The organism is Glutamicibacter sp. FR1 (assembly GCF_047300825.1).
Classification (GTDB): Bacteria; Actinomycetota; Actinomycetes; order Actinomycetales; family Micrococcaceae; genus Glutamicibacter; species Glutamicibacter nicotianae.
Genome location: NZ_CP178602.1, coordinates 1,875,714 through 1,888,171 on the forward strand (window position 1 = coordinate 1,875,714; position 12,458 = coordinate 1,888,171).

The 12,458-nt window shown below is 65.8% G+C and carries 11 protein-coding genes; 4 read left to right on the plus strand and 7 right to left on the minus strand.

Annotated features, from left to right (window positions below; translation table 11 throughout):
* Positions 1-360 precede the first annotated feature (360 nt).
* The 3 genes from ACLQ8T_RS09085 to ACLQ8T_RS09095 all read right to left on the minus strand — a co-directional run bounded on the left by ACLQ8T_RS09085 (position 361) and on the right by ACLQ8T_RS09095 (position 3,819).
* Positions 361-1,098 (minus strand): YggS family pyridoxal phosphate-dependent enzyme, encoded by a 738-nt coding sequence (locus ACLQ8T_RS09085; RefSeq protein WP_413454462.1) that lies wholly within the window; start codon positions 1,096-1,098, stop codon positions 361-363.
* 74 nt (positions 1,099-1,172) lie between these two features.
* Positions 1,173-2,897 (minus strand): ubiquinone-dependent pyruvate dehydrogenase, encoded by a 1,725-nt coding sequence (poxB, locus tag ACLQ8T_RS09090; protein ID WP_204722254.1) that lies wholly within the window; start codon positions 2,895-2,897, stop codon positions 1,173-1,175.
* 160 nt (positions 2,898-3,057) lie between these two features.
* Positions 3,058-3,819 (minus strand): YggS family pyridoxal phosphate-dependent enzyme, encoded by a 762-nt coding sequence (locus ACLQ8T_RS09095; RefSeq protein ID WP_413454463.1) that lies wholly within the window; start codon positions 3,817-3,819, stop codon positions 3,058-3,060.
* Positions 3,820-3,938: 119 nt separating this feature from the next.
* On the opposite strand from ACLQ8T_RS09095, the gene ACLQ8T_RS09100 reads away from it, so the two are divergent.
* Entirely contained in the window at positions 3,939-4,295 is a 357-nt protein-coding gene (locus ACLQ8T_RS09100) for a cupin domain-containing protein (protein ID WP_413454464.1), read from the plus strand.
* Here the strand turns inward: ACLQ8T_RS09100 and ACLQ8T_RS09105 are convergent.
* Complete coding sequence (locus tag ACLQ8T_RS09105) at positions 4,292-5,353, minus strand: PLP-dependent cysteine synthase family protein (RefSeq protein WP_413454465.1); 1,062 nt, start codon at positions 5,351-5,353, stop codon at positions 4,292-4,294. The genes ACLQ8T_RS09100 and ACLQ8T_RS09105 overlap by 4 nt on opposite strands.
* Before the next feature lie 59 nt (positions 5,354-5,412).
* Between ACLQ8T_RS09105 and ACLQ8T_RS09110 the strand changes: the two genes are divergently transcribed.
* A complete protein-coding gene (locus ACLQ8T_RS09110; RefSeq protein ID WP_413454466.1) occupies positions 5,413-6,195 on the plus strand; it encodes a hypothetical protein in 783 nt (260 codons plus the stop codon).
* 116 nt (positions 6,196-6,311) lie between these two features.
* On the plus strand, positions 6,312-6,659 hold the full coding sequence (locus ACLQ8T_RS09115) for a hypothetical protein (RefSeq protein ID WP_204722259.1): 348 nt from the start codon (positions 6,312-6,314) through the stop codon (positions 6,657-6,659).
* A 65-nt stretch (positions 6,660-6,724) separates the two neighbouring features.
* Here the strand turns inward: ACLQ8T_RS09115 and ACLQ8T_RS09120 are convergent, their stop codons facing one another.
* Together ACLQ8T_RS09120 and ACLQ8T_RS09125 are read right to left on the minus strand one after the other, a co-directional pair.
* On the minus strand, positions 6,725-9,277 hold the full coding sequence (locus ACLQ8T_RS09120) for an esterase-like activity of phytase family protein (RefSeq protein ID WP_413454467.1): 2,553 nt from the start codon (positions 9,275-9,277) through the stop codon (positions 6,725-6,727).
* A gap of 151 nt (positions 9,278-9,428) precedes the next feature.
* Positions 9,429-10,331 carry a hypothetical protein gene (locus ACLQ8T_RS09125; protein ID WP_413454468.1) on the minus strand — a complete coding sequence of 301 codons (903 nt, stop codon included), beginning with the start codon at positions 10,329-10,331 and terminating at the stop codon, positions 9,429-9,431.
* A gap of 70 nt (positions 10,332-10,401) precedes the next feature.
* Here ACLQ8T_RS09125 and ACLQ8T_RS09130 point away from each other — a divergent pair, with 70 nt between their 5' ends.
* The gene (locus ACLQ8T_RS09130; protein WP_413454469.1) at positions 10,402-12,084 is read left to right on the plus strand and encodes an ABC-F family ATP-binding cassette domain-containing protein; all 1,683 of its coding nucleotides are present in this window, start codon (positions 10,402-10,404) and stop codon (positions 12,082-12,084) included.
* Here the strand turns inward: ACLQ8T_RS09130 and ACLQ8T_RS09135 are convergent.
* Positions 12,081-12,404, minus strand: a complete 324-nt coding sequence (locus ACLQ8T_RS09135) for an AmiS/UreI family transporter (RefSeq protein WP_413454470.1) — start codon at positions 12,402-12,404, stop codon at positions 12,081-12,083. The two genes, ACLQ8T_RS09130 and ACLQ8T_RS09135, sit on opposite strands and share 4 nt — an antisense overlap.
* Positions 12,405-12,458: the final 54 nt, after the last annotated feature.

Here is a 12,458-nt window from a genome sequence, read left to right on the forward strand (position 1 = left end):
CAACATGATGTATTACAAGTATGTCATTCATCCACGATGACGTCCACAGGATCTGTGGATACTAACCCCCGTTTAAACCGCTATTTCTAGCGGACCCGGCTCCTTTGTCCACAGGTTGGCAGAACTCCATTGTGGGTTAAAAATTCTTCTGTGAGATGTTCGTCGGCGTGTTTCGCTTCCCCTATCCAGTTCCGGGTGCACATCGTGCACCCCTACATGTAGTGTCAGCCTCTGAACCGACAGTTTGGGAGCCGCACGACCGATTGTGGAGAACGCAAAACAGGGGCAGCTAAGACCAGGGGCAGCTAAGAAATATCAGCTGCCCCTGGTCGCGAAGCCCAGAAACGATTCAGGGGCTCTTTAGGCCGGGTAGGTCCGGGCACCGAAGATTCCCTGGCCCACGCGCACAACGGTGGCTCCTTCGGCGATGGCCAGCTCGTAGTCGCCGCTCATGCCCATGGACAGGTGCTGGAAGCTGTCAGGAGCATCCTGCCGCAATTGGTCACGGGTCTCGCGCAGCAAGGAGAAGCTGCCGCGGATGGATGCTTCATCGGTGGTATTCGCCGCCATGGTCATCAGGCCCACCAGCTTCAATCGGTCCAGCGACGCCAAACCGGCAAGCAACCCGGCTGCCTCGCCAGCCTGGATACCGGATTTGCTTTCCTCCCCGGAGGTATTGACCTGGATGAAGACCTCCAGCGTCCGATCTTCGAGCTCCAGTCGGCGTTGCAAGGTCTCGGCGAGTTTCAGCGAGTCCAGCGCATGGAATTCATCAGCGAACTTCGCCACGAACTTCGCCTTGTTCGTCTGCAGCGGACCAATGATCGCATAGCGCAGGTGCGGGAACTTCTCGCAGAAATGCTCGTACTTGCCCTGCGCCTCTTGGACCTTGTTCTCCCCCAGCGTGTTCACACCGGCGGCGATCGCCAAGGCCAAGCGGTCGGTATCGATGGTCTTGGTCACCGGAAGCAGCCGGACCGAGCCGGCGTCCCGGCCCGCAGCCGTTGCCGCCGCGGCGATCTTCTGGTTGACAGTTGCCAGGTTGCGGGTGAAATCCTCGATGGTGGCCGCATGCAGAGCGGCAGGTTGCGAAGCCAAAGCGCCAACTTTCTGATGTCACAAACGTGTTGCTGGTGCCAAGGGCACCAGCAACAAGCATAGGCACAATTCCGCTAGAACAGTTGGCGCCAGTTGGTTTTCGCCAGATCCAGCAGCTCGTCGCCGCGTCCGGAGAGCACGGTCCTCAGGGCATACAGGGCAAAGCCCTTGGCCTGCTCCAGCTTGATTTCCGGCGGCATCGACATCTCCTGGCGGTCGGTCGCCACATCCAGCAGCGCAGGACCGTCATGAGCCAGGAATTCTTCCACCGTGGCTTCGAGCTGCGCCGAATCATCCACCCGGTAGCCCTTGAGCCCGGAGGCAGTGGCCACGGCCCCGAAGTCGGGATTGTGCAGATCGGTGGCGTAGGTGACGAAGCCAGCGGCCTTCATTTCCAGTTCCACGAAATTCAGCGAGGAGTTGTTGAACACCACGATCTTGATCGGCAGCTTGTTCTGCGTGGCAGTGAGCAGCTCGCCGAGCATCATGGCCAATCCGCCATCCCCGGCGAAGGCGATCACCTGGCGTTGCCGGTCAATTGCCTGGGCGCCCAGTGCGTGGCACAGCGCGTTGGCCATGGAACCGTGGTTGAAGGAGCCCAGTACCCGGCGCTTGCCGGTCATCGACAGATAGCGGGCCGCCCAGATCACCGGGGAACCAACGTCGGCGGTGAAGATCGCATCCTCATCTGCGTGCTGGTCGATCAGCCGGGCCAAGTACTGCGGATGGATCGCGGCGCCGGGTTTGGAGGGCGTCGCCAGCTCGTCGAGCTTCGTACGGGTCTTGCGGTAGTGCTCCACCGCTGCTTCCAGGTGCTTGCGGTGGGTCTGCACCGGGAGCACGGCGGCCAGCGCCGCGGCAGTGTCCTTAACCGTACCCACCAGCGGGATGTCCACCCGCGTGCGCTTGCCGATCTGCTCGCCACGGATATCCACCTGGATGATGGTCGCATCCTGCGGGTAGAACTGCTGGTAGGGGAAATCGGTGCCCAGCATCAGCAGCACATCGCATTCGGCGATCGCCTTGGCGCCCGAAGCGAAGCCCAGCAGGCCGGTCATGCCCACATCATACGGGTTGTCGTATTCGATATGCTCCTTGCCGCGCATGGCATGCACGATCGGCGCAGCGAGCTTTCCTGCCAGCTCGATCACTTCTCCGTGGGCGCCGGCCACACCTGCGCCGGCGAGAATGGTGACCTTGCGCGAACTTTCAAGGACCTCTGCGGCGCGTTCCAGCTCCTCTTCATTGGGCAGCACCCGCGGATTGGTCTTGATGATTTTCTGCGTGGGCGTGCGTTCCATTTCCGCCAGCGCCACATCGCCGGAAATCACCAGCACCGCCACACCGCGCTTCTCGATGGCCTCGCGCATCGCAATGCGCAGCATCCGGGGCATCTGCTTGGGATCGGAAACCTGTTCGGCATAGACGGAGCATTCGCGGAAGACTTCGACCGGGTGCGTCTCCTGGAAATAGTTGGAGCCGATCTCCCCGGTAGGGATGTGCGCGGCGATCGCCAGTACCGGGACGCGCGAGCGGTTCGCGTCGTACAGCCCATTGATCAAGTGCAGGTTGCCCGGTCCGCACGAGCCGACGCAGACGGTCAGCTCGCCGGTGATTTCCGCCTCCGCCGCTGCGGCGAAGGCGGCGGCTTCCTCATGGCGGTGGTGGACCCATTCGATCCGCCCGTTCTCCCGCAGGGAATCGGTCAAGCCGTTCAGGGAATCGCCCGGGATGCCGTAGATGCGGCGCACTCCCTGGGTATCGAGCTGTTCAATCAGGTGGTCGGCTACGGTAGGCAAAACATTCCTCCTGCACACAATGTTCCAGTGGGTCTGCTCTTCACCCTACTGCGCCGACCGGCTGCTGTCATGGGCATACGCCGCAAATTCAAGTTCTTCCCAGCACACCGGCCTGTGACAGGACGAACAAGCGCAGACCAGCTTCCCACGCCGCCGGAAACTAGCCGGCGAACCCTGGCCAATAGTGCGAATCAGGCAAGGCCCGCGCACCGAATAGGCCCTGGCCCACGCGCACCACCGTGGCTCCTTCGGCAATGGCCAGCTCGAAGTCCCCGCTCATCCCCATGGACAGCTCTTCCACGCTGCCCAGATTCAATTGGCGAAGCTCTTCGCGCACGGCAACCAGCTTCCGGAAGCAGGCGCGGACCAGTTCCTGCTGTGGCGAGAACACCGCCAAGGTCATCAATCCCTTGACCTGCAGCCGCTCAAATCCCTGCAATTGCTTGAGGAATACCGGAGCCTGGCCAGGTTCCAGCCCGAACTTGGATTCTTCCGACGACGTGTTCACCTGGATGAACACTTCAAGGGTGCGGTCCTCGATCTCCAGCCGGCGCTCCAACGCCTGTGCCTGGCGCAGATTATCCAGGGCCTGGAACTCGTCGGCGAACCGGGCCACGTACTTGGCCTTGTTGGTTTGCAGGTGCCCGATCACCGAGTACTTCAGCTGCGGCAGGTCCGCCAGCGCCTGGGATTTCTCCCACGCTTCCTGCACCTTGTTCTCCCCCAGCCAGTGAACCCCGGCCGCGATCGCCAGGCGCAGCCGTTCAGCCGGGACCGTCTTGGTCACCGGCAGCAGCCGCACGCTGCCCGCCGCCCGGCCGGCCTTGGCCTCCGCCGCGGCAATCCGCGCGCGGATGGAAGCCAGGTTCGCTGCGAAATCCGCTTGGGTGCTCGCATGCCGCGCTGCTGGACTTTCAGTCATCTTCCCTCCTTGGCTCCCATCCTAGGCACCAATCGCCTGCGCCCGCACCTGCCGCCGCTCCGGTGCTCTGCTGGGTTGGCTAAGCTTGAGCCAGCAGCACAGCACTTCAAGGAGAGACGATGCCCGAACCGCGCCGCATGGCCAACACCACCGAACTGGCCGCCGGAAAATCCAACGGAGCGATCTGGAAGCTGCAACCCGAGCAGCGCGACCTGGACGCCAACGTCATCTCGCTGGCCCCAGGCGAAAAGATCGGGCAGCACCAGGGCCCGGAGCTCGACGTGCTGCTGCACGTCTTTGCCGGTTCCGGGGTGCTGCGCACCGCCAGCGGATCCATCGAGCTGGCCGTCGGCGACATCATCTACCTGCCCGCCCGCTCCCAGCGGCAGTTCGTGGCAGGCGATTCCGGCTTGGGCTACTTCTCGGTGCACCAGCGCAAGCACAAGGCCGGAATGATGCCCACCCTGCGCAGCTAGTCCCAGGCTCCCGTTTCGAGGAAGCGCTCGAGCTGTGCTTGATAGGGCGCCAGATCCAGTCCCTGCCCGGCCACCCATTCAGGGTTGTAGTAGGTCTTCGCGTAGCGCTCGCCGGAGTCGCAGATCAGCGTCACCACCGAGCCCTGCTCGCCGCGCTGCAGCATCTGCGCGATGATCGTAAAGGCCGCATAGAGGTTGGTTCCGGTGGAGCCGCCGGCGAAATAGCGGGTCTTGGCGCGCAGGAAGTTCATGGCTGCCAGCGAGGCCGCGTCGGGCACCTGCACCATGCGGTCGATCACCCCGGGCACGAAGCTCGGCTCCACGCTGGGCCGGCCGATCCCCTCGATGCGCGATCCGCGGCCCGTGGCGTAGCCCAGGTCCCCGGTGCGCCAGCCCTCATAGAACGACGAGCCTTCCGGGTCGCCCACGCAGATCCGGGTCTCATGCCGCTTGTAGCGGGCATAGCGCCCGAACGTGGCGCTGGTGCCGCCGGTCCCGGCACCGACCACGATCCAGCTGGGAATCGGATGCGCTTCGGCAGCCATCTGCGCGTACACCGACTCGGCAATGTTGTTGTTCCCGCGCCAGTCAGTGGCCCGCTCGGCATAGGTGAACTGGTCCAGGTAGTAGCCGCCGGTGCCGGCGGCCAGCTCGCGGGCCGCCGCGTCGACGTCTCCGGCCGCGTCCACCAGATGGCAGCGGCCGCCGTAGAACTCGATGAGCTCAATCTTCTCCGCGCTGGTGGACCTGGGCACCACCGCGATGAATTCCAGCCCCAGCATCCGCGCGAAGTAGGCTTCGGAGACCGCGGTGGACCCGCTGGAGGCTTCCACCAGCGTGGTGCCTTCGGAGATCTTCCCGTTGACCAGCCCGTAGAGGATCAGCGAGCGGGCCAGCCGGTGCTTGAGCGAGCCGGTGGGGTGCACCGACTCGTCCTTCAAGTAGAGCTCGATCCCCCAGTGGCCGGGGAGCTCGAAGCGATGCAGGTGGGTGTCGGCGCTGCGGTTCGCGTCAGCGTCGAGCAGGGAAATGGCACGTCGTAGCCAAGGCTCAGTCATGCTTCCACTCTAGCCGTGGCGAACCATTTTGGTCCCCGGGCCGTGGTACGTTCGGATTCGTGAAGACAAGGCTGGTTACCGTGGGCTATGCGGCCGCCATCCTGCTCGGCTTGGGCTGGGCGGCATGGGCGGTGCTTTCGGCCGCCGGGCTGGAAGATCGCGCCGGCGGCTGGCTGGGCCAGGATGCCACCGTCGCCTCCGTTCCGCGCATCGGGCAGCTGCCCTGGTTCGGGCTGATGGGCGCCGTGGCGTTCTACGCGATCTGGCAGTGCCTGCCGCAAGAACGCACCGGGCTGCACCACCGGCTGCGGCCCTGGGTGCTCGGCGCGGTGCTGTGCAATGCGCTGTGGGTGGCGTTCCTGGAGCGCGACCGCATCGGCGCCTCGCTGGCCTTCGGCCTGCTCCTGATGGCCATGCTGGTCCGCATTGTGGTGATGGTCGGCAGGACCGCGGCGCTGCGGCAGGTGGACCGGTGGATCACCCGCGCCAGCTTCGGTTTGTTCGCCGGGTGGCTCTCGGTGATCGTGCTGGCCGAAACCGTCGCCGTCACCGCGCACTCCGGCGCGGACGCCGGCTCGCTGATGTTCAAGGGAGCCTGCGCGCTCGCGGTGCTGCTGCTGGCGCTGTTCCTCAGCGCGGTCAGCTTCAAGAACCCGATGGGGATCTACCTGAACGCCGGTGCCCTGTGGGTGATCGGCTGGATCATCGCCGACCGCTATACCGGGCAGTCCACTTCGCCGGGGTTCGCCACGGTGCTCTCGGTCGCCGCGATCCTGATGCTGCTGTGCCTGTTCAGCGCGTTGCGCATCCGGATCCGCGGGCTGCGCCGGCCCTCCCAGTAAGTTCCCAGTTCGCAGTGAGCGCAACGGCGCGTCCTTGAGCGCCAACCTCCGGCTGGCTAGGCTGGAACCGAGACCTCAAGGTCTACCCGGCTCCAGGTCCACCAGAGAGGAACAACATGTCGAAAACTGCCAAGAGCTTGAAGCAAGTTGAGAAGTCGCTGGCGAAACTCGCCAAGACCGCCAAGGAAGAGCTGCCCAAGGAAATCCGCGGCAGCTGGAACGAGGCCGTCGCCGGCGTCAACACCGATGCCATCAACAAGGCCGGCGCCAACCTGATCGAAAATGTCGGTGGGAACTCCAAGGCCGCCAAGCGTGCCCGCGCCTCCGTGGAGAACGCCGTGCAGGCGGCCCAGAAGAGCCTTTCCGCCCCGGAGAAGAAGTCCGGCAAGGGCGGCAAGTTCCTGCTCATCTCGCTGGTCATCGCCGCCGTGGCAGCGGTCGTGATCTCGCAGAAGAAGAACTAGTTTTAATCAGCGAAGGCGTGGCACCTGCGGGTGCCACGCCTTCGCTGTGCCCGGGGACCCTCCGGCTACTTGGCTCGGGCCCGTGAGCTCTTGATCGCCGCCGCCGCGCCGAGCAGCGCGATCACCGCGCCCACCGGGATCAGCCAGAAGCTGTTGGCACCGGTGTCGGCGAGGTCCGCGCCGGCCTCAGGCTCGGTTGGCCGCGATTGCTGCGGCTCCTCCTCGGGCACCGGGGGCTGGTTGGAATCCTGCTGCGGGGATTGCGAAGGGCTCGCCGTTGGTTCCGCAACCGGAGCTTCGCTCTGTTCCTCGCTTGGCTGCTGGCTCGGTTCGCCGCTTGGAACTTCGCTCGGCTCGTCGCTCGGTGCCGGGCCGGCCAGGTCGAACACCTCATCGGCCGCACCCAGGTGCGCGAACACGGTCTCGCCGGTGGCGTCGTCCACCGCATCGTTGTCGGTCACCACGTAGACCTCGCCATCGGCAACGGCCAGGCCCTCGAGCTTCTCCTGGGTCCATCCGCTGGTTTCTTGCAGCGCCGGCAGCACATCGGCCGCCAGCGTCTTCTCCGCCAGCGGCACCTCCCCGGCCGCAGCGTCCGGAAGCCGCACCTGGTAGATCTTCTTGTGCGCGGCGTCAGGCCCCGCCAGGTTATCGCGCTCGATCACCGCGTAGGAGCCATCGGGCAGGGCGGTGATTTCCGACAAGCCGTTCCAGGCGCCGTCTGAGGCCGCTTCCAGCTGGTAGCCGTACCAGCTGAACTCGCCGGTGGCCGGCAGGTACTTGCCCATGCGGACGTAATCCTCTCCGGGCAGCTCGCGCTGCACCGCGAACACCACTTCTTCCTTTTCGCCTGAACCGGTGGCGGCGATGCCTTCCAGCCCGTGCTTGCCCAGCTCCTCCAATCCAGGCAGCGCGATTTCCTCCTGCACTCTGCCTTCCGCGTCGATGCGCACCAGCAGGTTCTGCGCCCCGGTTTCCCCTTCATGGGCTGCCCAGAATCCGCCGTCGGGGCGGTCGGCAAGGCCTTCCAGGTCCAGTTCGACGCTGGCGCCGGTGACCGCCATCGAGGATTCGACGGTGGCCGGGGTGCCGGCTTCCAAGGTGTAGATGCGCGGCTGGTACGCGTTGTCGCTGACCGCGAAGAGCTGCGAGGCATCGGCCGGGTTGGCCGACAGCCCGCTGAGTGCGCCGAACGGCACCGGATCGTGCGGATCGGAGGACAGCTGCGGGAATTGCGGCGCGGCGGCACCGAAGCTGAACAGGTTCAGCGCCGAACGCACCCCGTTCTCGGCCTCGTCGGTTTCCGAGGAGACGGCGAGCAGCTCGCGGCCCGGGATCGGCAGGATGCCTTCCGGCCCGTTGGTGGTGGGCAGTGTCTGCACGTACTTCGGCGCGCGCGGATCGCTCATGTCGTAGACCGCGACGAAGTTCCCGCGTTCGGAGGCGACGAAGGCGTAGTCGGTGCCCTGGTATTCGCCGATGGCCAGGCCCTCCGGCTCGGTGCCCTTCTTCCCTGCCCGGCCTTCGGGGAACAACCCCTGGGACAGCGCGAGATTCTCGAAGCTGTTTCCCGCATCCCACACCGGTTCGCCGGTGCCCGTATCGAAGACGGTGAAGCCGCGGCTGCCACCCTTCCAGTCGCCCTCGTTCGCGGTGGCCAGGTAGCGGTCCTGGATCCAGCCGATGGCGTCCGGCTCGCGTGGCACCCCCTGCAGCGAGCTTGTGGGATCTAGTTTTCCGTCCTCGTCGGTATCGATTCCGTCCAGGTCCACGGTACCGGCGCTGAAGGCCTTGGTGATGGTGCCGCTCGGCAGGTCGATCAGCACGATGCCGTTGTTTTCCTGGAGGGAGACCGCCGCCTGGTTGCGCGAGTTGATGCTCACGTATTCGGGTTCAGGATCCTGCGGGGTGTCCAGCCCTGCCTGCGCCAGCTCATCCAGCGCTTCGGGGTTCTCGCGCGTTCCGCCGGCCAGCGGCACCTCGCGCAGCGACCAGTCCGCCGGGGACTCGCCCACCGTGTCGAGGATCGCCACGGAACCGGCCGGAGCCTGCGGCAGCCCGCCGTCCCCGGCATCCTCATCGCGTTCGTTCTCGATGGCGATCGCCGCGTACGCGCCGTCGGCGGACAACGCAATGGAATCGGGCTGGCCCGGCAGCGCGATACTGTGCACCAGCGTGCGGTCGGCGATGCGCACCACATCCACGCGGCCCGAGGGCTCGCTGTAGCTGGTGGAGGTGTTGACCACCACCAGCACGTACTCGCCGAATGCGGCGACACTGGTCGGCTCGTCCTGGGCGCTGCCCAGCTGGTGCAGCGGCAGGGTGCCCAGGCCCACCGGCTTCGCGGCGTCGGAAATGTCGACGAAGCCGATCTGGCGCGAGAGCGCATCGGTGTAGATCAGCGTCTGCCCATCGGCCGAGACGGTGGAGATTTCCGCGGCGGTCTGCGCCACGGCGCCCTCGGGATGGTTCTGGTGCACCGGGTAGGTGGCGGTGCGCTCGAAATAGCTTCCGCTCTCCGCGTTGGCCCCTGCGGCCAGTGCCAGCGGTGCGAGGCCCCCGGCCCCCAATGCCAGCGCGGCAAGGATGCCCGCTGACCTCTGTGCGGTTCGATTCACGTCGGTAGTCCCCCGAAAATTGCTTGGCGTTTGCTTGAGATGACCTCCCAAGATTCGCAAGCCTTTGAGGCCGGCAGGCGAACACCAGGTGACGCCCGGGTGTCCGCTGGACGTCGCTTTCGACGCAACTGATCCAGCAGGCAGGCGGCCGCTAGGCCCAGGGCGTGAACTCGCCAGTTCGGGCCAACCGGTCGCCCAAGGGACCGATAACCGCAAAAGCATCCTGCCCACCGAATCCGTGGACCGTGTCGCGCTGGATCAGTGTGGTGCCATCGGCCAGCTCGATGCTCATCGCAAGGACCATGCTGGCGCCGGTTGCGTGCCGCTGTTCTTCAAGACGCCCGGCGGTGACCGCTTCCACGATCTGCGCCAGCCGCCCGATCGATGCCGCATCAGCTGGCCAGGTCCACTCCGCGCCGGCCACGGTGAGCACCAGCTGCGTGGGGACATCGCTGAAATCCAGCCGCCAGTGCACTTCGGCGGCGCCGGCGGCCCGCGGCAGCATCGAGATCTGGCCTAGGCCATCGGAGCGCACCTGGGCCAAGTAGCCGTAGCGCTTCGCCAGTTCCTCAGCGAGTTCACGCAAGTGGACGCTTGCGCTGCTGAGCTCGAACTGCGCGCGAGCCGCGTCTTCGCGCGCTGAGGGATCCGACGGGCAGCCCAATTGCGGATCCCAGTCGCAGATCTGGGGCAGCTGGTTTGGGTCGAGAAGTTCCAGGGTGACGTGGATGAGATCGTGATTGAAGTCCGTGCCCGCAGGGACGCTGGTGGTCGGGGTGATCCTGGCCGGCTCCCCGGAGGGCAGCAGCACTCCGGGATCGCCGATGGCTGGCTCGTAGTGGTGGTCGATGTAGTGGATGTCCGCCACTATGCCGTGCACCGGACTCACCGGCACCCCGGATTCGCTGAACGTGTCGTGGTCATTCAGCTCGTAGACCACGGTGCCATCCGGGTAGCGCAGCCGAGCGAACTCCCAGCGGACCTCCTCGCCCACTGCGAAGCCCGGATGGCAGCAGGCATGAAGCGCGCCGGAGATGTCCAATTCGATCTGCATGGCACTACGCTAGCCCAGCGCGGGTTGCCGCGGCGGGAACGAACCGGCCAAAGCCCGATAGGATTGCCAGGTGGCCCATATCGACGTAACAGACATCCAGTATTTCCTTTCCGACGGCACCCAGTTGCTGGGCGGGGTGGTGTTCAAAGTCACCGCCGGTTCCAAGACCGCGCTGATCGGACCCAACGGCACCGGCAAGACCACCCTGTTCAAGATCATCGCAGGAGATCTGAAGGCCGACGAAGGCTCCATTAACCGCACCGGCACCCTGGGCATCATGCGCCAGTTCGTCGGGCAGGTGCGCGACGAGTCGACGGTGAAGGACCTGCTGCTGTCCACCGCCGCCCCGGCGCTGGCCCAGGCCGCCGCCAAGGTCGCCGAGTACGAGGCGAAGATGCTCACCAGCGAGGACGAGAAAGTCCACATGCGCTACGCCGAGGCGATCATCGAATGGGGCGACGCCGGCGGCTACGAGCTGGAAACCACCTGGGACAAGGTCTGCATGGCCGCCTTGGGTGTCGGCTTCGACAAGGCCGCCGACCGGCTGGCGCGCACCCTGTCCGGCGGCGAGCAAAAGCGCCTGGTGCTCGAAGCGCTGTTCGAGGGCAACGACGAGCTGCTGCTGCTGGACGAGCCGGACAACTACCTGGACGTGCCGGGCAAGCGCTGGCTGGAGGAGACGATGTCCCGCTCCAATAAGACCGTGCTGTTCATCAGTCACGATCGCGAGCTGCTGAACAACGCCGCCACCCGCATCGTCACCCTAGAACCGGGCCATGGCGGGGCCACCGCCTGGGTGCACGGCGGGGCGTTCGGTTCCTATGTGGAGGCGCGCAAGGAGCGCAACGAGCGCTTCGAGGAGCTGCGCAAGCGCTGGGACGAGGAGCACGCCAAGCTCAAGGAGCTGGTGAACATGTACAAGACCAAGGCCGCGTTCCGCTCCGACATGGCAAACCGCTACCAGGCGGCCACCACCCGGCTGGAGAAGTTCCTGGAAGCCGGCCCGCCGCAGGCCATCCCGCTGGAGCAGAACGTGCAGATGCGGCTGAAGGGCGGTCGCACCGCCAAGCGCGCGATCGTTGCCGAGCAGCTTGAGCTGGCCAACCTCATGAAGCCCTTCAATACCGAGATCTGGTTCGGCGACCGCGTCGGCATCCTGGGGTCCAACGGTTCGGGCAAATCGCACTTCCTGCGTCTGCTGGCCTCCGGCGGCACCGACCCGGAGCGCGAGCACCTGCCGGTCTCCGACGTGGTCATCGAGCCGGTGGAACACGCCGGCACGGTGAAGCTCGGGGCGCGAATCCGCCCCGGCTACTTCGCGCAGACCCATTCGCGCCCGGATCTGTTCGGCCGCACGCTGCTGGAAATCCTGCACCGCGGCGACGAGCACCGCTCGGGCCTGCCGCGCGAGGCGGCCGCCGGCGCGCTGGATGGCTACGGGCTGGCCGGGCAGTCGGAGCAGAAGTTCGACTCCCTCTCCGGCGGGCAGCAGGCGCGCTTCCAGATCCTGTTGCTGCAGCTCTCCGGAGCGACGCTGCTGCTGCTCGATGAGCCCACCGACAACCTGGACCTGCATTCGGGCGAGGCGCTGGAACGCGCCATCGACGCGTTCGAGGGCACCGTCCTGGCGGTCACCCACGACCGCTGGTTCGCCCGCGGTTTCGACCGCTTCCTGGTCTTCGGCTCCGACGGGGTCGTCTACGAGTCAGGCACCCCGGTGTGGGACGAGGGCCGGGTGCAGCGCGAACGCTAGGCCGCGAGGTTCTGGCGCGCCTCCAGCGTTCTGTCCAAGCGAAGCCCCTGCCAGCCGCTGAAGCCCAGTGACACCGCCAGAGCCGCCAACGCCGCAAGGCCGGCGGCCGGGGCGGATGTCCAGATCCCTTTCTGGGCGAACAGCGCCGGCACCGTGCTGGACGGGATTCCGGCGCTGACCAGCAGCCAACCGGCGAAGCGCTGCAGCTCGATGCCACCTAGCCGTTGCACCCCCAGCGCATGCTGCAGGAACAGGCACAGCCACATCAGCGCCCACGACAGCCAAATCACCGCGAAGATGGAATCCGTGCTCAGGGACATCACCGCCTTGTACACGGCGATCACCGCCACGAAGGCGCTGAACCCAGCCGAAGG